This window comes from Polyangium sp. 15x6, assembly GCF_029960785.1.
Taxonomy (GTDB): domain Bacteria; phylum Myxococcota_A; class Polyangia; order Polyangiales; family Polyangiaceae; genus Polyangium.
In genome coordinates this window covers 48208-69601 of sequence record NZ_JASBQE010000036.1, presented here as the reverse complement: position 1 = coordinate 69601, position 21394 = coordinate 48208, and the positions used below count along the sequence as shown (strand labels likewise).

Annotated in this window: 18 protein-coding genes; 3 read left to right on the top strand and 15 right to left on the bottom strand. The window is 68.8% G+C overall.

Going from position 1 to position 21394, the window contains the following annotated elements; translation table 11 throughout:
• Position 1 precedes the first annotated feature (1 nt).
• The 7 genes from QHF83_RS25610 to QHF83_RS25580 all read right to left on the bottom strand — a co-directional run bounded on the left by QHF83_RS25610 (position 2) and on the right by QHF83_RS25580 (position 5628).
• Positions 2 to 709, bottom strand: coding sequence for a hypothetical protein (locus QHF83_RS25610; protein WP_282420554.1), 708 nt, complete (start codon positions 707 to 709; stop codon positions 2 to 4).
• Between the two features lie 227 nt (positions 710 to 936).
• Complete coding sequence (locus QHF83_RS25605; protein WP_282420589.1) at positions 937 to 1737, bottom strand: DUF455 family protein; 801 nt, start codon at positions 1735 to 1737, stop codon at positions 937 to 939.
• Between the two features lie 14 nt (positions 1738 to 1751).
• Complete coding sequence (locus QHF83_RS25600) at positions 1752 to 3083, bottom strand: tolB protein (protein ID WP_282420553.1); 1332 nt, start codon at positions 3081 to 3083, stop codon at positions 1752 to 1754.
• A complete protein-coding gene (locus QHF83_RS25595) occupies positions 3074 to 3907 on the bottom strand; it encodes a TonB C-terminal domain-containing protein (RefSeq protein WP_282420552.1) in 834 nt (277 codons plus the stop codon). Before QHF83_RS25595 ends, QHF83_RS25600 begins: the two co-directional genes overlap by 10 nt.
• The gene (locus QHF83_RS25590; protein WP_271928148.1) at positions 3904 to 4344 is read right to left on the bottom strand and encodes a biopolymer transporter ExbD; all 441 of its coding nucleotides are present in this window, start codon (positions 4342 to 4344) and stop codon (positions 3904 to 3906) included. The genes QHF83_RS25595 and QHF83_RS25590 overlap by 4 nt, the downstream gene beginning before the upstream one ends.
• Before the next feature lie 15 nt (positions 4345 to 4359).
• Entirely contained in the window at positions 4360 to 5049 is a 690-nt protein-coding gene (locus QHF83_RS25585) for a MotA/TolQ/ExbB proton channel family protein (protein ID WP_282420551.1), read from the bottom strand.
• Between the two features lie 12 nt (positions 5050 to 5061).
• The gene (locus tag QHF83_RS25580) at positions 5062 to 5628 is read right to left on the bottom strand and encodes an OmpA family protein (RefSeq protein ID WP_282420550.1); all 567 of its coding nucleotides are present in this window, start codon (positions 5626 to 5628) and stop codon (positions 5062 to 5064) included.
• A gap of 180 nt (positions 5629 to 5808) precedes the next feature.
• On the opposite strand from QHF83_RS25580, the gene QHF83_RS25575 reads away from it, so the two are divergent.
• Positions 5809 to 6792: a nitronate monooxygenase family protein gene (locus QHF83_RS25575; RefSeq protein ID WP_282420549.1), complete on the top strand. Its 984-nt coding sequence runs from the start codon at positions 5809 to 5811 to the stop codon at positions 6790 to 6792.
• An 18-nt stretch (positions 6793 to 6810) separates the two neighbouring features.
• Here QHF83_RS25575 and QHF83_RS25570 read toward each other — a convergent pair whose 3' ends face one another.
• The 3 genes from QHF83_RS25570 to QHF83_RS25560 all read right to left on the bottom strand — a co-directional run bounded on the left by QHF83_RS25570 (position 6811) and on the right by QHF83_RS25560 (position 8974).
• Positions 6811 to 7371 (bottom strand): hypothetical protein, encoded by a 561-nt coding sequence (locus QHF83_RS25570; protein WP_282420548.1) that lies wholly within the window; start codon positions 7369 to 7371, stop codon positions 6811 to 6813.
• A gap of 122 nt (positions 7372 to 7493) precedes the next feature.
• Positions 7494 to 8135 (bottom strand): TetR/AcrR family transcriptional regulator, encoded by a 642-nt coding sequence (locus tag QHF83_RS25565; RefSeq protein ID WP_282420547.1) that lies wholly within the window; start codon positions 8133 to 8135, stop codon positions 7494 to 7496.
• Positions 8132 to 8974, bottom strand: a complete 843-nt coding sequence (locus QHF83_RS25560; protein ID WP_282420546.1) for a nuclear transport factor 2 family protein — start codon at positions 8972 to 8974, stop codon at positions 8132 to 8134. The genes QHF83_RS25565 and QHF83_RS25560 overlap by 4 nt, the downstream gene beginning before the upstream one ends.
• Positions 8975 to 9115: 141 nt before the next feature.
• Between QHF83_RS25560 and QHF83_RS25555 the strand changes: the two genes are divergently transcribed.
• Positions 9116 to 9652: a pyridoxamine 5'-phosphate oxidase family protein gene (locus QHF83_RS25555; RefSeq protein ID WP_282420545.1), complete on the top strand. Its 537-nt coding sequence runs from the start codon at positions 9116 to 9118 to the stop codon at positions 9650 to 9652.
• Here QHF83_RS25555 and QHF83_RS25550 read toward each other — a convergent pair whose 3' ends face one another.
• Both QHF83_RS25550 and QHF83_RS25545 read right to left on the bottom strand, forming a co-directional pair.
• The gene (locus QHF83_RS25550) at positions 9653 to 12931 is read right to left on the bottom strand and encodes a hypothetical protein (RefSeq protein WP_282420544.1); all 3279 of its coding nucleotides are present in this window, start codon (positions 12929 to 12931) and stop codon (positions 9653 to 9655) included.
• A 14-nt stretch (positions 12932 to 12945) separates the two neighbouring features.
• Entirely contained in the window at positions 12946 to 14940 is a 1995-nt protein-coding gene (locus tag QHF83_RS25545; protein WP_282420543.1) for a hypothetical protein, read from the bottom strand.
• Positions 14941 to 15129: 189 nt separating this feature from the next.
• Here QHF83_RS25545 and QHF83_RS25540 point away from each other — a divergent pair, with 189 nt between their 5' ends.
• A complete protein-coding gene (locus tag QHF83_RS25540; protein ID WP_282420542.1) occupies positions 15130 to 16128 on the top strand; it encodes an RNA ligase (ATP) in 999 nt (332 codons plus the stop codon).
• 3 nt (positions 16129 to 16131) lie between these two features.
• Here QHF83_RS25540 and QHF83_RS25535 read toward each other — a convergent pair whose 3' ends face one another.
• From QHF83_RS25535 to QHF83_RS25525, 3 genes are read right to left on the bottom strand one after another with little or no spacing between them, the layout of a single operon-like run.
• Positions 16132 to 18891: a hsp70 family protein gene (locus tag QHF83_RS25535; protein ID WP_282420541.1), complete on the bottom strand. Its 2760-nt coding sequence runs from the start codon at positions 18889 to 18891 to the stop codon at positions 16132 to 16134.
• 10 nt (positions 18892 to 18901) lie between these two features.
• Positions 18902 to 20749, bottom strand: a complete 1848-nt coding sequence (locus tag QHF83_RS25530; protein WP_282420540.1) for an Hsp70 family protein — start codon at positions 20747 to 20749, stop codon at positions 18902 to 18904.
• On the bottom strand, positions 20746 to 21321 hold the full coding sequence (locus tag QHF83_RS25525) for a DUF2760 domain-containing protein (protein ID WP_282420539.1): 576 nt from the start codon (positions 21319 to 21321) through the stop codon (positions 20746 to 20748). Before QHF83_RS25525 ends, QHF83_RS25530 begins: the two co-directional genes overlap by 4 nt.
• Between the last annotated feature and the right edge of the window lie 73 nt (positions 21322 to 21394).

The following is a 21394-nucleotide window of genomic DNA, read 5'->3' as shown; positions in this document are numbered from 1 at the left end:
CCTATGGCTCCGGATCCAGATCCGGACGGCGCTCCCCCATTCCGATCCCCCACCCCATCGAATACCGCGCGTTGATCTCGCAGCGCGGATTGAACTGCAAATTCCCCGTCTCGTCCCGCCAGCGGAACGCGTCCACCCCGAACGGCCCGAAATAACCCGCGGACGCGAGCGCGGCGCCCGCTTGCTCGGCGGCCCGCGCGAAGAGCTCCGTCTCCTCTCGGCCGAGATCGAAGGGCTTCGCGGGCCGCGTCGCGAGCCACGTCCCGTCCGGCGCCGTCTCCTGCCACGTCGGATCGCCGAGTAAAATGAGCCCCTCGCGCGACACGAACCCGTGCCACCCGAAATCGGCCACGCGATCGACCCACGGCTCGACCACGAGCGCGCCGAACGAACGCAAGGACGCCTCAATCCAGCTCCGCGCCGCGCCGAGCACCTCGTCTTCCCGCGCCCGGCGCCGCCCGCGCCCCGCGAATCCGTGCGGCCTACGCAAAAGCCAGTTTCCCCCCGGCGACGGCGCCGCGAGCGCCTCGCGCACCTCGTCCAGCGTCGTCACGGTCCGCTGTCCCGGCAGCGTCGCCCCGAGTGCGAGCGAGAATCGCCGATCGTTCGCCCGGCGCAGCACCTCGTAGGCGGGCGCTGCGGGCACGCGCGCGCCCGCGTGCGCGAGCGCCTCGAGCGCGCGCGGCGTCGGGAGCCACGCCTTTCCCACCGCCCCTTCAGCGCGCCTCGCCTCGTCCGGTGCACCAAATAACAATATATCGGTCGGACGCACCAATGCCCCGAGCCGCCCCGCGAGCTCCGGCAGCCGCGCCCGCGCCTCCGCCCCGAGCGTCCGTCGCGCATCTTCCAGCTCGACTTCAGCGCCGAGGTTCAGGAGCCACGCGGTTCGGGGGTTTGGGGGCGTAGCTCGGCTCGTCCGAGCGGAGCCCCCAAGCGTCAACGAGGCGCCCATTTGTCGAGCTCCTGCAGGAATTCCTCGGGAAAACCTGCCCGGATCCGATCCTCTCGATTGAGCGGCGATCCTCGCATCACCATCGGCGAAAGCGGCTCCGGCAGATGCGCGCGCCACGCCTCGAAATCGAGCCCCTCGGTAAAACGCCGAAACCAGTGCACCCCGAAGCGCACGTGCGGCACCTCCTCGGCGCAGACGACCTCCTGGATGCGCGCCCCTTCCTCGTCCCCGATCGCGCGAAATCGCCCTGCGAACCGCGCCGTATGGTCGAGGTTCCCCCCTTCGAGCCCCATGCCCATCACGGCCGCGAAATGCGCCGGCGACTTCGAGCGCGGCACCCGCTCCCAGAACCAATCCCGCACCGGAAACTCTCCGAATGCGTGACCGAGCCCCTCCATGTACCGCGCGTACATCGCCATGTGACGGATCTCGTCCCCGGCGATCTGCAAGAGCCCCTTCTTGAACGCCCTCGGCGCCTCCGGAAACGCGAGCAGCGCCCAGGCCATCAGCTCGGCGGCCTGCAATTCGTGATGCAGGAACGTGTGCACGAGCTGCGCCCGCCGCGCCGGATCCCGGATCGCATCCGGCCCCGGCGACTTGTGCGCGCGTTTCGCGATCTCGAGCGTGCTCGGCCTCCCAGGCCGCTCGATCCGCCGCGCGGGCGCATCCTCTTCCCACCCCGCGGGCACGGGCGGCGGGGCGAGCTTGTGCTCGAGCTCCTCGCTCGTCACGTAATCGTATGCCCAGCGCTCCGCCGTCCCTTCCGGCGGGATCGGGATCTCCATCACGACCTTGCTCGTCAGTTCTTCGGCTCGTTCTTCAGCTCGACGCCGCGCCCGGGCGGGAGCGGATCCCATCGTAACGAATCTCCGACGAGTGTCGAGATCCGCTTCGGCCGCCCGCCGTCGAGCCGCATCACGTAGAGCCCTGGCCCCTCGCCCGACGTCCGCGTCGAGAAAAACGCCACGAGTCGCCCGTCGGGGCTGCACGCAGGATATCCATTGCGCCCTTGCCCCTGCGTCAGCCGCACCATTCCGCGCCCGCGTTCGTCCGTCGACACGAGGTCCGTATCTTTGCCGACCCCCACCGCGAACACCGCCCGCACCCCATCCGGGTGATTGCAGAACGTCGGCGCCGACGCGAAGAGGCCATCCGGCGAAATCGGTTTGTCCTCCACATAGATTCGTTGCCCGAACCGCCCCTCGCCGGAATACGCGAGCTTTCCGCTCGGCGTGAACGTCGGCCGGAGGGCCATGCCCACCTCGCTCGCGGGCGAAAGGCTCGCGAAATCCGGGCCCGCGAACATCTTGATCGTACCCCCGTCCGCGATCGAGACGGCGACGCGCGATTTGTCGCGCGAGAACGCGAGACCGTACACCGAGCCCTTGACGGACAGATCCACCGCCCGCCCGTTCGCCGTCCGGATCCGGTATTCTCCGTTTTGCGCGCTGGCCGCCCAGTAGAGCTCATCGCCTTTCCCGAACGCCGGCGCGACCGCGATCTCCTCCGTCGGTGAAACCGGCTTCGGATCGTGCCCATCCGCATCCACCGTGAACACGCGCCGGAGCTTGCCCACGCCCGCGACGAACGTCATCCGGCTGGCGAACCCGCCATTTTGCCCCGTCAGCGCTCCGATCACGAGATCCGAGATCCGGTGCGCCTCCTCCCGCAGATCCGACGCCGGAATCAAAAACCGTTTGTCGAGAACAGCCGCCGCCCCGTTGCGCACGAAATACACCCGGGCCCGCAGTTCCACCTTGTCCTGCCCCGGCACGGGCCGCGCGCGCGCCTCCACGAGCGCCTCGACCTTCTTTTTCGCCCAGATCGAGACATCGAGCGTCTCCGCGCCCCACGCCTCCTCCGGCGCGTCGTCGTCCGTGAGCACCTCGAATTCGCCCGAGAGCTCGAGATCACGCCGCGCCACGCTCCGCATGATCACGTCCTCCTCGTCCCAGCTCGACGAGGGCAGGACCGCGATCCGCGGCAGAGGCCGCGTCGCCCCGGCGACGACAACGATATTGCCGAGCAGATCCTCCGGCGACGGCGGCGTGTCCGCGGGCTCCTCCGCGAACGCGGCGACCGAGACGGACGAGACGGCGGCGAGGGCGAGCAGGGTCTTCTTCAATCGCATCGCTCCGGCGTGCAGGTGAAGGTGAGCGAAATCTGGCTCTGGACGATGTCCGGGTAATTCTCGGGCGGCGGCGGCAATTCTTCGCCCTTGGCGCCCTCCAGCGCGGCGCGCGCCGCCGCATCGAACGCGGCCTGGCCGCTCGATACGATCGCGAAGCTCGCGACCGATCGACCGCCCGAAAGCGTCACCGTCGCGGCCACGCGGAACTTCGTGATCTCCTCGGGCGACAAACCCGACCCCGAGACGCGGAACCTGCGGCTGAACCAGCTCCGGATCTTCTCCCGGTAGATGTCCACCGCGCGCGCCTTCAAGGGATCCATCTCGGTCCCGCCCTTCACGCCGTCCTCGTGGCCTTTTTCGTCCACGTTCGGCGGGGGCTCGGCTTTCGCGGGCTCCTCGATCGGCGTCTCGACCACCTTCGCGACTTCGGCCTCGGGCGGCGGCACCGGCGTCTTCGCCTCGGCCACCTCGATCTCTTTCGGCGGAATGGCCTCCTCGGTCTTCTCCGCCTTCGTCGAGACGAACGCTTTTTCCTCGACGCGGCGCTTCGCCCGTGGCTTCAGCCATCGATCCGGCAGCTTCGCTGGATCCCGCTTTCCGCCGAGCTTCAAGGCCGGCGCCGCGTCGAGATCGAGCACGGGCACCACCTTCACGGGCACGCTCGGCCCCTTGTCGATCTCCGGCGCCATGGCCGGCCGATCGAGATTCGCCGCGCGCAGGAGCAATAACGCCCCGCCCTGGAGCCCGACCGCGCAGATCACGGCCAGCGCGATCTCGTGGACTCGAAAATCGCTTTTCGTGGACGGCGCCGCGTCCGCGCTCACCGGACCGCCTCCCGCGCCTCGTCGGGCTCCGGCTCGACCAGCAAATTGAGCCCCAGCACGCCCGCCGAGCGCGCCGCCGCGACCACGCGCGCGACCGCCGCATACCGCGCGTCCTTGTCCGCGCGGATGTACAGCTCTTTCTCTTTTTGCACCCGCGGGTTCGTCGCGAGCACATCCTCGACGCTCGTCGTCACGTCATCTTCCCCGAAGAGGATTTTTTCCTCCTTGGTCACCGTCACGACGAGCTTCGTGTCCTTGACGGGCGCCTCCGTCGCCTCGACCTGCGGCAATTCGACCCGCAGGCCCGACGCGAGCAGCGGCGCCGTCACCATGAACACCACGAGCAGGACCAGCATCACGTCGACGAGCGGCGTGACGTTGATATCGCCGAACCCTTTTCCCCTGCCCCGCCTCGATCCGCCGGTCGACATGCCCATGGCGCGTCCTTTTCCTCAGGAGCCCTGCGTGCTCGGCAACGGCCGCGTCGCCGGCACCTCGGAGACGAGCGCCACCCAGCCCTCGCTCGCCGCCTCGATCGCCGACAAAAGCGCGTCGATCCGCTTGTTCAGCGCGTTGTAGGCCACGACCGCCGGAATGGCCGCCGCGAGCCCGATCGCCGTCGCGATCAGCGCCTCGCCGATCGCAGGCGCCACGACCGGCAGGCTCGCGCTCTTCGCCTGCCCGATCCGCAAGAACGCGTCCATGATCCCGTACACCGTGCCAAACAGCCCGACGAACGGCGCGGCCGCGGCAATCGTGGACAGCGAGGCCATGAGCGACCCGGCTCGCTGCTCCTGATCGACGAGCGCGCGCTTGGCCACGGAATCGAGCAATTTCGGGCTCCCCGCGCGTTTTCCGAGCTCGAGCACGACCACGGCGCCCGGGGCGTCCGCATACCGGCTCGCCGCGGCGAACAGCGCGTCGGCCGAAAGCGCATGCTTCGCCTCTTGCTCGAAGCGCCGCTCCGCCCGGCTCAGTCGGCCGAGCTGGAGCGCCTTCAAGAGGGCGATGACCCAGACCATCACCGCCGCGGCCACGAGCAGCCAGACCACGACGAACACGGGCCCGGACGAATGCAAGACGAGCGACACCGGATCCAGACGGATCGGCGCCGCGGCAGAGTCGATCGGCGTATCGATCATGGCTTTTCGTCCTCAGTCGGCGAGATACACGTCGACCTTGCGATCGTGGGCCCAGCCTTCCTCGTCCACCCCGGTTGCCTCGATTTCCCCGCGCGACGACGTTTCCACGCGCGACTTCTCGAGCCCCTTCTTCCCCAGGAAGTCCGCCACGTTGCCGGCGCGCTTCTGGCCCAGGCCGAAGTTGTATTCGGTCTCTCCGCGTGAATCGGCGTGTCCGACGAGCTTCATTCCCTTGCCGGCGAGCGGACCCGTCGTGAAGCAGCGGGCGAGCGCTTCGAGCGCCTTCGTCGCCTCCGGCTCGATGTCGGACGAGTCGAACGCGAAGCGCGCGCGCGGAATGTCACCGCACGCCTTCACGATGCGATCCTCGATGTGCACCGAGCCGGCGGTCGGGGTGGTCTTGTCCTTCCTCACGGGCGCGGCGAGCGTGTTCGCGACCTCGGGCGCTTTCGCGGCTGCGGGGTTCGGCGCGGCCGCCGCGGCGGCCGTGCTCGGCGCGGCCACGGGATCCGAACCACAACCGATCGAGAGCGCGGCGAGCGTGGTGCTGAGGAGGGTGATGACCTTGAGACGCGACATGATTCCTCCGGCGGGACGCCCCCCGGCGTCCATCGAGTCGCGCTTACCACGTCGCTCGTGTTCGGGCACAAATTTGGCGAAACCCGAGCACTTGGTATAGAGGCCATGATCGCAGCCCTCTTGACGTGAGGCGCCTCTAGGGCCTACGACGTTTGGACGCTTCCCCGGAGGACCCCGACCATGCCGATTCCCAAGAGCCTCGAAGGCCGCCTCACGCTCCCCGTGATCGGCGCGCCCATGTTCATCGTCTCGGGCCCCGAGCTCGTCATTGCCCAGTGCAAGGCGGGCGTGGTCGGGTCCTTCCCGGCGCTCAACGCGCGCCCGAAGGAGCAGCTAGAGGTCTGGATCACGCGGATCAAGACCGAGCTCGATGAATACCGCGCGCAAAACCCCGGCGCGCGCGTGGCGCCGTTCGCGGTCAATCAGATCGCGCACCGCTCGAATGATCGGCTCGAGCACGACATGGAGGTCTGCGTCCGGCATCAGGTGCCCATCATCATCACGAGCCTGCGCCCGCCGGCCGAGGTGGTGAAGGCCGTGCATTCGTACGGCGGCATCGTGCTCCACGACGTCATCAACGTGCGGCACGCCGAGAAAGCGATCGAGGAGGGCGTCGACGGCCTCATCCTCGTCTGCGCGGGCGCGGGCGGCCACGCTGGCACGCTCTCGCCGTTCGCGCTCGTCGCCGAGGTCCGCAAGTTCTATCAGGGCACGGTTTGCCTCGCCGGCGCGATCTCCACGGGCCGCGACGTCCTCAGCGCGCAATCGATCGGCGCCGACCTCGCCTATGTCGGCACGCGCTTCATCGCCACCGAGGAGGCGAACGCGATGCCCGCCTACAAGCAAATGCTCGTCGACACGACGGCGAAGGACATCGTCTATTCGTCCCTCTTCACGGGCGTTCACGGCAATTACCTCAAGCCCGCCATCGCGGCGGCCGGATTCGACCCGGACAACCTCCCCTCGGCCGACAAATCCACCATGAACTTCGGCTCCGGCGGCAACACCGCCGCGAAGGCGTGGCGCGACATCTGGAGCGCGGGACAGGGCGTCGGCAGCATCACGGACGCGCCCAGCGTGGAGACGCTCGTCCGCCGCATGCGCGCCGAATACGACGCGGCGTGCGGGGACCTCCTCAACCGTTCGAGCACCTTCCGCGGATAGGTTTTTCTCGAAAACCTCTCAGGCGCGCCGCTTCGCCACGACCGCGCGCTCGCCCTTCGCCAGGCCCTCGCGCGGGATCCCGAGCCGCTCACGCAGATCCCCGAGCGGCATGTCGAGCATCTCCTCGACCTTCATCCCCTGCCGGTAGAGCGCCTTCGCCTGTTTGGCGTCCCTGTACGCTTGCAGCATGCGGCGCGGCGACAGCACGAATCCCAGCGTCGCGGCCGAGGCGTTCAGCAGATACACGATCCACGTCTCGCAGCCGCCCATGAGCTCCCAGAGCGCAATCTCGCCCTCGCCGATCAGGTTGGCGCCATACCCCGTCGCCACGTGATGCAAATCGTGCATTGCGATCGCCCAGCGCCGCGGCGGCGGGTTCGGCAGCGTCACCTTGGCCCGCCCGCCGAAGATCATCAACGAGAACGTCTCGGCCGTATATTCGTCCGTCGTGAAGCCGTTCTCCGCGAGGTACGCGTCCCGCGCCTGGCGCACGGTCAGCGTGGGAGGGAGCGGGCGATCACGCGGGAACAGCGGGGCCTCTGCGACATCGTGAAGCGCGCCTACCGTGGTCGTGGTCATCGTGATCTCCCGGCCAGCGAGCGCCGGCCACGAGGAGACTATGGGGGCGCCCGCTCCCGATTTCCACTCGCATCCGAAACTGAATGATTTCGAAACCTTGAACCTCGACCCCCGACGGCCCCTCAAGATTTCGCGCCGGCCGCGCGCGCCGCGGTCCGGTCGAGGAGCCCGAGGGCCAGGTCGGCCATGTAGTCGAGAAAACTCTCATTTTCGAGCAGCTCGGGGCGCTCGCGGGCCACGGCTTCCAGCGCGCCTCGCACGGCGCCCACGACGATCAGCGCCATCGCGTCGAGGTCCGCCGGGGGCAGAGCCCCCTTGTGAATCTCCAGAAACCGCCGCGTCTCCCGCGCGCTCTCGCGCACGGCCCGCTGCGACGCCGGCAAGAGCCCGAGCTCGGGCAAATACCGGATCATCCACGCATAAAGCCGCGGCCGCTTCATGGGCAGGTCGAGCACACGCGAGAGCACGAGCCGCGCGCCCTCCACGAACGAAAGGGCGCTCGACGCGTCCACGGCCTTTCGAATGGCTTCGAGGTCGTCGTCGATCGCGCGCTCGATGAGCGCGCCGAACAGCGCCTCCTTGCCCGGAAAGTATTGATAGAGCGAACCGATACTCACGCCGGCGAGGTGCGCGATCTGCTGCGTTGTCGCGTTCGCCGGCCCTTCCGCGCCGATGACTCGCGCGCTCGCCTCCAGGATGGCCTCGACCGTCGAGCGCGAGCGCTCCTGCCGAGGCGTCTTCCGGAAACGTTTGTCCTCGCTCATCCCAGGAAAAGCCGCGCCGAGGTGCAGGACCGCGTGTGCGGATCGAATTCGAGCAGCCCCATGCCGCTCCGGCGCGCGCCGTGGGCCGTCAGCGTGCAACGGAATCCCGTGAAAAACCCCGCGGAAATCGGAGCTTCGACCTCGAGCGATGCTCCCGGTCCGAGCGCATCGAACACGCCGCGCGGCGTATACCGCTTGCCCGGATCGATCTCGATCCGCGGCTCGTCATCCGTAAAGAGTCCCCGCAGTCCGGCGAGATCCCGCTCCCGGATCGCGCGGGCGAGCTCCTCGACCGTCTCGTGCCCGCGCTCGAAAATACCCCGCCAGAGGCCTTCGAGGTACGTCGACACGTTGGAAAAACCCTGAATCCGCAACATGCGCGCCGTGAGCCCCGTCATCGCGATCAGGCTCTTCGGCCCGCCCTTCAGCGCCGCCGCGGTCACGCCCCGGAGCTCCCAGAACGCTCGCATGCGGTTGACCCGCAACGCCCCGTCGAACTCTCCGAGCTCGTAAATCAGATACGCCGGCAGCGCCACGCGCGCGTCGTTCGGCGTGCGCGTCGTGATGTTCACGTCCCGCACCACCGTCAGCCCTTGCACCACGTCCGCGAGCACCTCGAAGCGCACGTCGTTCGGCGCGATGTACACGTCGTAAAAGCGCCCGAGCTCGTCGTCGCCGTCGCGTGGATCGGCGCCCTTCCGCGCGGGCGGCCCGCCCACCGGGTCCTCGACGACCGCGCCGTGCGCGAAGAGCCCCACCCAGCCTGCTTTGTCATGCGCGGCGACGCGGTCGGGTGAGCTCTTCACGACCGCGAGCACATCGTCTCGGCTCCATTCCATGCGCCGCGTATAACATGAACCGGCCGGGCATGGGCAGCGGAAGGCGCGCGGCCGCGCACGGCTTCTGCCCTCGGCGAGCGAGGGGCTCGCGCGGCGCCCGTCCTGGCCTTATGCGTCTCGCGGGAGAGGAGGGGGACGCACATGGCGAAAGACGGCAATGGTCAGGGAGCGGCGATGCGAAAGCTGAGGCGGCTCGTGAAGGGCATCCGCGTGGCGATGATGACCACGACCCACGGGGACGGCACCTTGCACAGCCGCCCGATGGCCACGTGCGAGGCCCTCGACGAGGACGGCGCGCTCTGGTTCTTCACGTCCTGCGAGACCGAGAAGGTGCGCGAGATCAACGCCGATCACCACGTGAACATCGCATACTCCGATCCGAACGACGATCGGTACGTCTCCATCGCGGGCATGGCTCGGGTCGTCCGCGATCGGGAAAAAATGCAAAAACTCTGGAACCCGACGCTGCGCCTCTGGTTCCCGCGCGGGCTCGACGAGCCGAACATCGCCCTCTTGCGGGTCGAGGTCGAGCGTGCGGAATACTGGGACCCCTCGGCGGGCCTCTTTTCGGCGATCGTCAGCCGCGTGCGCTCGGCCGTGACGGGCGCCCCGGGATTCCCGGCGCGGCATGGCCGGATCGAGCTCCGGCACGAGGAGGAGCAGCAGCGCGCGGCCTGATCAGGACGGCTTCCAGCGAACGATTCGACCATCCACGAGCGCGGCGAGCACCACGCCGCCCGGCTCGACCGTGAACGCCGACAGGTCCGCGGGCAAACCCACGCCGGCGCGCCACGTTTTTTTTCCGATATCGAGGAGCGCCAGGGCCCTCGCCTTCGTCGCGAGCAAGCACGTCCCGACGAACCGGTCCACCGAAAAACCTTCGGGCAAACGAATGTTCCCGACGGGCAAACCCGCGCCGTCGTAAAGCGCGACGGCGGTGCTCTCGGGCGACGTCACCGCGAACACCTCGCTCTCCCGCCCCACGACGACCATCGCGCCTTCGGGGAGCCCCTCGTGCTCCCGGAGCAGCTTCCATTTCTTCCCGTCCTCCGATCCATGAATGGAGACCGACGCTGCCCTCACCAGCGCGACGCGTGTCCCCCGCGCGAACGGGACGCCGATCCGCGGGTCTTCGTCATCGCATTCGTCGTCCTGGGACGCCGCCCAGACGACGGCCCGAGGTTTTCCCTTCGCTGCATCCCACACGGCGACGGACCCTGCATCGGAGATGAGGAACCCGCCTCCCGGAAACGGAAAGCAGGCCTCCGGCATCCCGTCGAGATCCACGTCCTGCGTGATCTTTTTCTTGCGCACGTCCGCGAACACGATGCCCGTGTCCTGGCCCGATTGCCGCGGCATGGCCAGGTGCTCGCCTCCCTCGTCCGGGACGACGGCGAAATGCTCGTAACTCTCGATGACGCCCTCGCGGCGCCGCCCGGTGGCGAGATCGACGATATCGAGGGGCCCTTCTTCCGCGAGCACGAGCGCTTCCCCGCCGAGGACGAGCACGGCCTCCTGATGCGGCGCGAGCGCCACCGTCCGCTCGATCTCGCCGGTCGATACCGACCAAACGTGCACGTCCGTCCCCGTGGACGCCGCGACGCGCCCACCCAGGGCCTGGAGACGGTTCGCCGGCGCGTCGAGCGTCGCGAGCGGCGGGCCGTCGAGCATCGCGAGCGGCGGGTCTGGCAAGACAACCTCTCCCATCGAGGCGCCTCGCGCGAGCACGAGCGCGGCCTCGTATGCGCGCGCGGCCGCGGCGGTGCGGAGGAGCTTTCGATCCAGCGCTTCGAGCGCCTTCAGGGCCTCCGGCACCGGGACGCTCGCGAAGAGCGGCAGCACGGCGAGCGGCTGCTTTCTCAGGGAAACCGCGAGCTCCTTCGTGATCCGCTCACGCCCCACGCCCTTGCGAAGGAACGAAGCGAGCGCCTCGCGCGCGGCCTGCGCGACGTCCTTGTCCTCCCGGGCGAGATGCGGAAGCACGACCGGGAGCGATCGTTCGTCCGGAAAACCGCCGAGCGCCCGCAAAATCGCCGCGCGCCGCTCGGGGGTGCTCCGCTGGGTTGCGTCCTCCCAGCGCACGATTTCGAGAAACGGGGAAACCAAGCGCTCCCCGAGGATCTCCGCCATGTCCTCGATCCCGTCCGTGGACCAGGGCGCGAGCAGGGCCACCACGAATGCCAATGCCGGATCGCGGGGGAATCGCGCCAGTGCCACGAGGGCGACCTCGGGCCCGCGTGGTTTGTTTCGGAACTCGGGCAGGAGGCGGAGCACGAGGGGAGCGTCGGAATCGACCAGCGTCGGTACCTGCGCGCTGCGGTCCGGCGTATCGGGAATCCGATATGCTGACACGGCTTCGAGCGCGTCCCGGACCCGCGCGACATCCTCTTCCGCGGCCTGGAAAGGCTCGTCGAGCGCGACGACATCCGGGCGAAGCGAGGCCGCGGCGACAGCGTGCAGCGTGGATTCGGTCCGCGCGCCCTCCGAAAGCTCGGCGGCGAGCGTGCGTATCTCGCGGCTCATGACGAGATCCGGACCAATACGCTCGACGAGCGTCCGGACCGACACCTTTTTCTTGCCTACGCGCGCCCGCAACGCCTCCGCGACATCCGCGCCCTGCTGAAGCACGAGCGCCTGTTCCCACGCGGGGCTCTTGTCCTTCAACCACACCTCGACGAGCGCGCGCGCCTCCTCGGGCGAAGGCTGAATTCCGAGCGCGCTGGCGAGCCGGGCCTTCGCTATCTCCGTCGTCGCCTCTCCGAGCCGCGCCGCCGCCTCGCGCGCCCCGAAGATACCCGTCGCACGCAGGAGCGCGCTCTGGTCCACATGGTCGAGAATACGCTCGACGGCCCAGCGCGCCGACGCCACCGAGGGATATTTCTCCGCATACGGGCGGTACACGGAGGGCGTGCGCTGGAAAAATGCCTCGCGATCCTCCGGCGTCATGGCCCCGAGCACGACTTCCCCGAACATCATCGATTGCACGGCCACCTCGGCCGCCGCCGGGAACCGCGGTTCGAGCGATCGGCCCTCCCGGCTCGCGCGGCGCGAGAGCAGGGCCAGGGCGAAAGCCGCGCGCTCTTTTTTTCGCTCCACCGAGAGGTATTCGCCGCGGGTCGGCACCTTCCCCGCGACACGCTCGAGACCCTCGACGAACGCGGGCGGCAGAAGCTCGAGGAGGACGTCGAGCACCTCGGGCTTTTCCGTGAGATGAAACGACGCGGACGCGATCGAGAACAATTTCTCCGGGCTGCACGCCGGCGCGAACAGCCGGAGCTGGGCGGGCGTGATCTTGGCGATGTCCGCGAGGGCCGCGGCGACGAGCGCCTCGGCGAGCGGTCTTTCCGGCAAAACGCGCTCGATCCCTTCGAGCTGCTCCGGCGCCCACCCCCCGCCCTCGACGAGCCCCTCCGCGATTTGCTTCACCTCGCTCTTCGTCCATTTGGGCGCTGGCAGGAGCCCGTGACGGACGAGGGAAAACCGCATCCCGAAGCGCAGCGGCTCTTCGAGCGATTCCACGCCCCGAACGACCTCGGCATCGAGCGACGCTCGCAGCGAAGGCAAGAACCTGCGCAGCGCCGCTTCGAGCTCCTCGTTCCAACCATCGTAGGCGGCCTTCTTCAACGCGTCTGTCCCGCGCCGGAAAAAGCCCCAGATAGCCGTTTTTCCGAGCCGGTCCTCCGCCACCTTCAGGTGTGCGAGCACGGCCAGGAGCTCGCCGAGTCCGGGCGCGGCCCGCACGAGATCCCTCCAGATCCACCGCGAACCATTCAAGAGCGCGTCGACGGCTCCTGTCGGCAGGAGCGTGAAGAGCGCCGCCGCCATTTCACCGTGGCTCACGCCGAGCTGCTCGGCGAGGTTCTCCATGGAGACGGTGTACGCGTCGGGGGACTTTCGATCGAGCCGGATTGCGGCGAGGTGGGCGCGGAGCCGTTCGGGCAGGGTCGACGCGGACATGGTTGAAGGTTTCCTCAAAGGACAGGGGCGAGGAGCTCGCCGAGCTCCTCCGAGGCCTTGCGAAGCAGCGTCGGATACACGTCTTCGAGCAGCTTTTCCGGGGTGCCGAGGACGAGCTGCAATCGCTTCGACGACGAATCGTAATCGTTCGGGAGAAACTCCGTGGAGCGACCGGTCGTCGTGACGAACGACGGCGTCGAGCCCTCCCCGGGGATCGCGGCGTGCATCTCCAGTCGGATCCGGACATCGTTGAAGACGTGACCGTCTTCCGTGGATACGAACGGCTCGCTGCCCGAGACGAGGGACATCGAGACCACGAGCCGAGGAACGTCCGGCGCCGCCTTCTCCGTCGAGCTCTGGAATTGAACGGCCCCGCCGAAGGTGCCCCTCGCGCGCGTGACGATCGAATGGAAGATCCGCTCTTCGACGTCCTTCTCGGACTTCCAGAAGACCTGGCCCACCGGGTGGTATCGGGTCCCGTGCTTGTGCATCAGGCCCATCTCCGCGTCCAGAAATGCGTTCGGCAGGATGAAATCCACATCCAGCACGACCTTGGGATCCCCCTTCATTTCGAGCGCCGTGAGCAGCGGACGGAAGATCGCGCGCGCGTCATCGCCGCCCGAGCCCTTTCGCAGCCGGAGCAGGTCGAGCCGGTCGGCATACACGTGGTGAATCGACTCGCTCACCTCCTCGGCCCACCTGCTTCCGTACCGGCGCTCGATCGCGCGGAGCTCCGTCACGTCCTGCTTTTGCCGGGCGTCCACGATTTCGGCCTTGGGCAAGAGCTCCGAGCGAACCTTCGCCTCGTTCTTCTTGCCGTGGGCTTCGAGGTATTGCCGGTATGCGAAGGGGCTATCGTTCCGCTTCGCCGCCGCGAACATCGCGTCGTCGACCTCGTCCAGGTGCCGCCGACCCCGCTCGTCGGCGAGGTAGATCCCATACGTCGGGAGGTAATCCGCCTTCTTCACCATACCGAAGAGCAGCTCGTCCGCCTCGGCCGCGTGTTTGCCGTCGTGGTACATCGACAGGTACGCCGCGAGGGACTCCACGCGCCTTTTCGCCCGCTCGAACGCGATGTCGTCGAGCTCGCTGCGATGGCGCAGGCCCATGTGGATGTATTGCATGTGCTTCCTCGCGAACTCATCGTCCGAGCCACGCTCGCCCGCTTCGCGGATCTGGCTGAACATGGACGCGTCGCTCAGGCGATTGCGCGCAAACCACGATGCAGGGCCGAGCAGCGCGCCCACGGAGGCCGACGCGAGGACGAGCCATCGAAATGCGGGGACACGGCTGTTCTTTTCCTCCGCGGCGTGCGCCGCGCTCGCCCAGTCGTCGGCGACTCGCAATTCGAAAAAGGGATCGATCCGCTCGATCGCGGGCTGGTCGTCCGGTAAAACCAGGCGCGTGGCCTCGTCGATCGCCGCCTGGGCCTCGCCCGCGAGCTCCGTCGCATCCCCGAGGACGCGCAGCGGCGCCGCTTCGCCATCACCGAAGACGAGGATCACCTCGCCGCGCCTCCCACCCGTGCGCCCCTCGACGCGCCGGAGCGTCGCGAGCGAGGTCACCGTGAGAATGCGCCCGCGGACCTCCACGAGATCGAGCGAAAAGAGATACCGGCCCGACGGGAACGGCGCGCCCTCGTCCTTCGATCGCCGGAAGTACACGTGCACGATCACGGCGAGCGCGAGCAGCGATACGACGAGTGCGTGGAGAAGCACGAACACGCGCGGCTGCACGGCGAAGTTACCGTCGAAGTCACCGAACTGCACGAACCACAGCAGGAGCCAAACGAACCCGGAGGTGATCCCCGCGCCGAGCCAGAAGCGCCGCGAGCCCGGAATCGTGCCCGCCGCGTCCCCCTCGACGCGTAAGAGCGGCGCGGGCATGCCACCCTCCGCGAGCCCGCGGACGAGCCGTTCCCGCACGATGTCCGGGAGCCTGTCGAAATCGAGGACGCGGACGATACGTGGCTCGGCGCCGGCGGAGCGGTACTGATGAGACGAGCGCATGGATCCCGGGAGAAAGGCAATCATGTTCCCGCTTGACGCGCCATGGGAAATCCGCTAGTCGTGGACCCTGGCGGGCCGCTCGGGCTCCTTCGGCCTCCTTTTCGTCCGCCTCATCGCGCCGTTCGCGGCGGTCCGCAGGCTCGGTTTCGAGCTTGGCTGGATACGTGCGCGTGGCGTCCGGAGGACGTCGTGGAACGCAAACTCGTTTCGATTCAGGTGGTGGAGAGCCTCGCGCCCATCGAGGGCGCGGATCAAATCGAACAGGCCCGGGTGATGGGCTGGACCGTGGTCGTCAAGAAAGGGGAATTTCGTCCCGGCGACCGCTGCGTGTTCTTCGAAATCGACAGCGTGCTCCCTTCGAGCGCGCCGTGGGCGGAGTTCATGCGGTCACGCGGGTTTCGCGTGCGGACCGTCAAGCTCCGCGGCGTGCTCTCGCAAGGCCTCGCTTTGCCGACCACCATCCTCGACGGCGAGATCCCCGAGGTCGGCACGGACGTGCGAGACCGGCTCGGCGTCACCAAATACGAGGCCGTCTTGCCGGACGCGCGTGAAGTCGCGGGCGGATTCCCGGCGCTCGTGCCGAAGACGGACGAGATTCGCCTGCAATCGGCGCTCGGGGTGCTCGACGAGATCCGCGGCCAGGCGTTTTACGTCTCGACGAAGCTCGACGGCTCGTCGGCGACGTTCTTCCGCGCGCCCGAGGGCGAGTTTTTCGCGTGCTCGCGCAACTGGGCCCTCGCGCCTGGACCGAATGCGGTCTGGCGGATGGCGGAGCGGTACGAGCTCGCGCACCGTTTGCCCCCGGGCATCGCGGTGCAAGGCGAGCTCTGCGGCCCGGGCATTCAAAAGAACCGGCTCGGGCTCTCCGAGGTCGACGTCTTCATGTTCGGCGTGTACGACGCGCGTGCGGGCCGTTACCTCGATTTCGCGGACTTCATCGCGTTCTGCAAGGAGTACGGCCTGCGCACCGTGCCCATCGAGCGCGAGGTCCGCGGCGAGGAGGCAAAACATTTCGAGCACACGCTCGATCGCTGGCTCGAAGCGGCGCGCGGCCTTTATGCGGGGACGAAGAGCCGCAAGGAGGGCATCGTGATCCGTCCTCTCGTCGAATCGCGCTCGGCCACGCTCGGCGGCCGGCTCTCGTTCAAGGTGATCAACAACGATTTCTTGTTGAAGGACGAGGACTGAGCGTCAAGAAACGAGGCGGATCCCCACGGGCAAGCCCTCGCCGTAAAACGCCGCCCGGTCCGCCTCTTCCACCGCGACGACCTCCCGCACGGCCCGCACCCATTCCTCGCGCGCGCCCGACGAAACGAGCCTCCGCTCGACATCGCGCCGCACCCGCTCCGACACGTCGCGCGCTCGGTCGCCCGTCAGCCGCGCCATTTCCATCGCCGCTCGCGGCGCCGTGGGCATCTCCGCCCATTTCTCGCGCAAGAGGTGATCGAGCCAGCGCTCGGCCACGTTCGGCGCGATGACGTGGTGCGCGCTCGCATACGCGGGCACGCGCGCGCCGATGCGCCCGATCGCCGCCCAGATCCGCGGGTCACGGTCGGTCCAGGTCCGTTCGAGCAAAAAGCCGCCGAGCTCGGTCCGCCGCGCCGGCGGCACGCGCTCCAGCGACGAGGCGAGGTCCACGACGTCCGCGTCGGGCTCCGCGCGAATGCCCTTGGGCTTCTTCAATCGTTTTTCCGAGGGCGCGAGGAAAGGATCGACGAGGTCCCGGATCGCCACCTGCGCCGCCTCTTCGAGCCCGCCCGCGATGCGCCGCCAGGCGATCCAGAAATGCTGCCAGGTGCGCGCCTCCTGCGCGAACACGACACGCTCGTGGAACAACGAAAACAGATTCGCGGCGCGCTCCTCGTCGAGCGCGTGGCCGAAGCCCGGCCGCAGCGTGTACCCCGCGAGTTGCCAGAAGACCCGCTCGTGATCGGCCGAGCGCCGCCGGCCCTTGTGCCCCGGCCAGAGCACGTCGAAGAGCGAGCGGTTCGTCTCGGCCGTCCACGTCGGCCGCTCGCCGAGGATCCGTTCGAGCTCGCGCACGAGATCCTTCACCTCGCGCGGCGTGACGTCCGCCCGCCCCTTGCCATAGATCCGCGCAATCGCCTCGCGCGCGTCCTCCAGCCGTTTGCCCCCGGCCGCCACGCCCGGCCGCATCGTCTTGCCCGAGGAAACACCACCCTCGGTCTCGACCGCGGTGTCGGGGCTCGTCTCGCGCAGGTCCCAGGTCAATCGGAAGCGGCGGCCGGCCTCGGCGCCCACCTCGACGCACGCGAGATCCAGCGTGCCGATCGCGCTGAGCTCGCCCGCGAGCGAGACGGTCACCTCGCCGGGACGCGCGCCCGGCTCGAAGGCCGAGGAGACGGGCGGCAAGGCAGAAAACCGCTCGATGTCCGGCGTGACGACCGCGCCCGGCAGGTCGAGCGCCTCGTCGGAGGTGTACATCGGGAATCGAACCGGGCGGCCGACCGTGAGCGAAAACGTTCGTCCGGGCACCTCGTAGCGGATGCCCTCACGCGCGCCGCGCGGGACGACGCAGACGGCCTGCCGCTGCCCGGACGACCCCGCCGACAAGCCGAGGTAATACCCGCGCGCCGAGCCGCCTCCAATCCGTACGCCACGGCCGAGGAGGGACAAGCCATACACGACGGCGCCGCGCGCAACGGCGAGATCGGGATCCGGATGCGGCAGGATTTCCGGGCGAATGGCGCTCCACGCGCCGATCGAGTCCGCGAGCCGATCGACGATCCGTTTGGCGCGAAAGACGCCGCCATTCAGGAGCAAGGCGTGCGGCGCGGGCGCGCCGGGGGCGTGACGGGCGAAGAAATGGGCGACGTGACGGGTAATGGCGACGTCGCGCTCGTAGGGGAGGCCGAATGCGACGAGCGCGCTGCCGCCGCGTCGCGGACGATCGGCGAGGGAGGCGGGCGGCAAGAAGCCGTCGAGCACGACGCGCTCGGCCTCCTCGCGGGAGAGGCGCGTGGAGAGCGCGGAGCCAATGAGGCGCGCGCCTTTTCCGAGCACCGTGACCGCGATGTCGGTCGGCGGCTCGTCGCCGAGGAGCCGCTCCTTGGCGGCGCGGCAAGCGAGCACGAGCTGACCGAAGCGCGCGGGCGGCAATCGATCGGGAGGTTCGATCAGGCGGCTCTCGCAGAGGTGCGCGAGCGCGAGATCCATGTTGTCGCCGCCGAGGAGAAGATGTTTTCCCACGGCGACACGCTCGACCTCCGTGGATCCGCGCTGATCACCGGGACGGACCCGGATCAACGACAGGTCCGTCGTCCCGCCGCCGACGTCGCAAACGAGGACGAGCGCCTCGCCGCCGCTCCGCTGGCAAAGCGCCGCGAGCTCGCCCTCGCCGGCCCGGGCCATGTAATCGTAAAACGCCGCCTGCGGCTCCTCGAGCAGCCGCACCTCGAACCCGGCGCGCCGCGCGGCCTCGACCGTGAGCTCCCGCGCGTCCTCGTCGAACGACGCGGGCACGGTCAAAACGACGTCCTGCGTTTCGAGCGGACACGTGAGGAACGCCTCGTTCCACGCGCGCCTCACGTGCAAGAGCAATCGCGCCGCGGCGTCGACCGGCGAGATCCGCGGCAGGTCCTCGGCGTCCTCGCCCGCGCCCCAGGGCAAAATGGGCGCGGTGCGATCGACGGCCGCGTGCGCGAGCCAGCTCTTCGACGAGGCGACGAGCCTTCCTGCGACCTCGCCCCCGCGGCGCCGCGCGTGCACGCCGAGCGTCCAGGGCGCGTCCCCGAACGGATCGGGCAGGGCCTCGCCCGGAATGGGCGCATAAAGGAACGACGGGAAGAGCGGCTGGGGCTCGATTTCGCCGGCGCTCACGAGCTGGGGGATCGGAAAGACCTGGGGCGGCCGGTTCGCCTCCGGGTCGGCCCACGCGACCACGGTATGCGTCGTGCCGAGATCGATCCCGACGATGCGCCGCGCGCTCATGAAAAGCCCCTTAGCCTTCCACGGCGACCTCGCCGCCGTGCGCGCGTACGCCGAGCTCCACCTTCCACTTCTCGCCCGGCTTTTGCGGCTCGATCGGCACGGCCTCGACGAGCAACGTCCCGACCTCCGTGATGCTCGATCGCAGCCGCACGGGCACGACGTCGCCCTCGCGCCGCCCGTCGGCCGGCAAAGTCACTTCCATGGGCGCGAGCTCGTCGAGCTCGCCCTCGCCCCACGATTCGAGCTCGACGCCGGCCGGGTCGTCCCGGCGAACCGACGAGCCGAAGAACCGGAATCGCACGGGCTCGCCGACCACGACGCCGAGCTCCTGCGGCGGCAAGGCCGCCTCCGTGCCCTCCTCCATGCCGAACGGCGCGACACAAAGCGCGGTGATCGGCGGTTCGAGGCCAGGCACGGCCGGCACCGCGCTCTCGATGCCCACGTAATACGCGCGCGCCGTGCCGCCGCGAATGCGCAGACCCCGGCCCTTGCGCACGAGCCCGTACGTGGCCGCGCCGCGCGCGACCGCGAGGTCGAGGTCGGCCGCGGGCAAGACGCGCACGGGCTTTCCGCCATCGGCCTGGAGCCATTCATTCAGGGTCGAGACGATGCGATCGGCGAGGACCTTGCCCTTCATCACGCCGCCATTGAAGAGCAGGACCGTCGGGTGCAGGAGCGTGCGGCCCTCGCGCTTCGGAAACCCTTCGATCCGATCGAGCGCGCGCGCGTGGCGGCCGAGGAACGCCGCGAGGTGGCGCGTGACGCCCGGGTCCTGCGCATACGGCAAGCCGAGCTGCGTGAGGCCGCCGCGGGCGCGCTGCGCGGGGCGGGCGTTTGCCCCGACGACCGGGAAGAACCCGTCGACGAGGATCTTTCCGACCTCGGATTGCAAAAGCTCGGTCCGCAAGGACGAGCCGAGGAGCTTCGACCCGCGGCTCGGGACGACGACCGGCATGCTCTCGATCGAGGCGTCCGAGAGGAGCCGCTCCTTGGCCACGCGCGCCGCGTGCGTGAGCGCGATCATTTGCCACCGATCGAGCTCCTTGCCCTCGGCGACGAACTTCTGCCGCGCGACGTGCGCGAGCGCGAGGTCCATGTTGTCGCCGCCGAGCAGGATGTGATCCCCCACGGCCACGCGCTCGAGCGCGAGCGAGCCATTCACCTCGGTGGCGGCGATGGCCGAGAAGTCGGTCGTGCCGCCGCCGACGTCGACGACGAGGATCACGTCGCCCGGGTGAATGTATTTGCGCCAGTCCTCGCCGGCGGCGTCGATCCAGGCATAGAGCGCGGCCTGCGGCTCTTCGAGCAACGTGAGATCCTCGAACCCGGCGAGGCCCGCGGCCTCCACGGTCAGGTCCCGCGCGGACGCGTCGAACGAGGCCGGCACCGTGAGGACGATCTCCTGCTCCGAGAGCGATGGCTCCTTTCCTTGTCGATGGGTCCACGCCTCGGCGAGGTGCTCCAGATATCGCCAGGAAGCCTCGACGGGCGATATTTTCTCGACGTCCTCGGGCGCGCCGAGCGGCAAGAGCGCCGATCGCCGGTCCACGCCCGAATGCGAGAGCCAGCTCTTCGCGCTCGACACGAGCCGGATCGGCGCGTCGATGCCACGCGTGCGGGCATATTCACCCACCACGAACGCGCGCTCCGCGTCCCAGGGCAACCCCTGCGCGCCCTCGCTCTCGTGGGCGGCGTAATAAAACGATGGCAAGAGCGTCCGCTCCTCCAGCGTGCCGCGGGCGACGAGCTGGAGGACGGGCAATACCTCGGGGCGCGGTTTTTCTGCCGCGCTCTCGGCGAACGCGAGGGCCGAATGGGTGGTGCCGAGATCGATACCGACGACGAAACGAGCGGTCACAGCTCCACCTCCGCGGGCGCGAGGATCTTCGGGTCGTGCCCTTCCGTGGGCGTGGGCAGGTGAATCTTCGCGACCCTCCAGCCCCGATGCTGGATGGTCCCTCGATAAGGAGGTTTGCCCTGCACGTTGCCCGTGAGCTTGACCTCGGCCGGAGAGAAGCCCGCTTCCAGCGTCACCTTTTGCCCCTCCTCTTCGCTGCGCACAGGGACGACGGTCACGTGGTCGTGCAGCGCCTTGCGGCATCCCTCGTGGACGACGCGGACGGCGGCGCCGATCTCGGCGTCGGGGAAGGTGGCGATGTCCTGCTCCAAGAAGTCGACGAGCCTGCCTTCTCGCTGGAGGAGGGCGAGGAGGGAGAGGGCCGGGGAGAGGTCTGGCTCCGTGGGCTTTTTCGGCTCGGGTTTCTTGGCCTTTTCAGGCAGCTTGGCGGGCTCGGGTTCGGGGGGCGGGAGGGCTGGGGCGGTCGCCTTGAAGGCGCGGGCCGCGAACTGGCCGTCGAAGAGGACACGAACCAGGCAGGCGAAGGCGAACCAGAGCCGTGTGGTCAGAGGGAGCGGGGCTTCTTCGGACACGCGGGAAGGGTAACGCGTGTCGCGTCAAGGTGGGAGTTTCCGGCGAGCGGGTTTTTTGTCGGGGCTCAGGGGA

What these genes read in the sequence shown, in the direction of transcription:
- QHF83_RS25605 (WP_282420589.1), bottom strand. Translation starts at nt 1,737, where the DNA reads ATGGAGATCCCGATCCCGCCGGAAGGGACGGCGGAGCGCTGGGCATAC.
- QHF83_RS25600 (WP_282420553.1), bottom strand. Translation starts at nt 3,083, where the DNA reads ATGCGATTGAAGAAGACCCTGCTCGCCCTCGCCGCCGTCTCGTCCGTC.
- QHF83_RS25590 (WP_271928148.1), bottom strand. Translation starts at nt 4,344, where the DNA reads ATGGGCATGTCGACCGGCGGATCGAGGCGGGGCAGGGGAAAAGGGTTC.
- QHF83_RS25585 (WP_282420551.1), bottom strand. Translation starts at nt 5,049, where the DNA reads ATGATCGATACGCCGATCGACTCTGCCGCGGCGCCGATCCGTCTGGAT.
- QHF83_RS25580 (WP_282420550.1), bottom strand. Translation starts at nt 5,628, where the DNA reads ATGTCGCGTCTCAAGGTCATCACCCTCCTCAGCACCACGCTCGCCGCG.
- QHF83_RS25575 (WP_282420549.1), top strand. Translation starts at nt 5,809, where the DNA reads ATGCCGATTCCCAAGAGCCTCGAAGGCCGCCTCACGCTCCCCGTGATC.
- QHF83_RS25570 (WP_282420548.1), bottom strand. Translation starts at nt 7,371, where the DNA reads ATGACCACGACCACGGTAGGCGCGCTTCACGATGTCGCAGAGGCCCCG.
- QHF83_RS25565 (WP_282420547.1), bottom strand. Translation starts at nt 8,135, where the DNA reads ATGAGCGAGGACAAACGTTTCCGGAAGACGCCTCGGCAGGAGCGCTCG.
- QHF83_RS25560 (WP_282420546.1), bottom strand. Translation starts at nt 8,974, where the DNA reads ATGGAATGGAGCCGAGACGATGTGCTCGCGGTCGTGAAGAGCTCACCC.
- QHF83_RS25555 (WP_282420545.1), top strand. Translation starts at nt 9,116, where the DNA reads ATGGCGAAAGACGGCAATGGTCAGGGAGCGGCGATGCGAAAGCTGAGG.
- QHF83_RS25550 (WP_282420544.1), bottom strand. Translation starts at nt 12,931, where the DNA reads ATGTCCGCGTCGACCCTGCCCGAACGGCTCCGCGCCCACCTCGCCGCA.
- QHF83_RS25545 (WP_282420543.1), bottom strand. Translation starts at nt 14,940, where the DNA reads ATGCGCTCGTCTCATCAGTACCGCTCCGCCGGCGCCGAGCCACGTATC.
- QHF83_RS25535 (WP_282420541.1), bottom strand. Translation starts at nt 18,891, where the DNA reads ATGAGCGCGCGGCGCATCGTCGGGATCGATCTCGGCACGACGCATACC.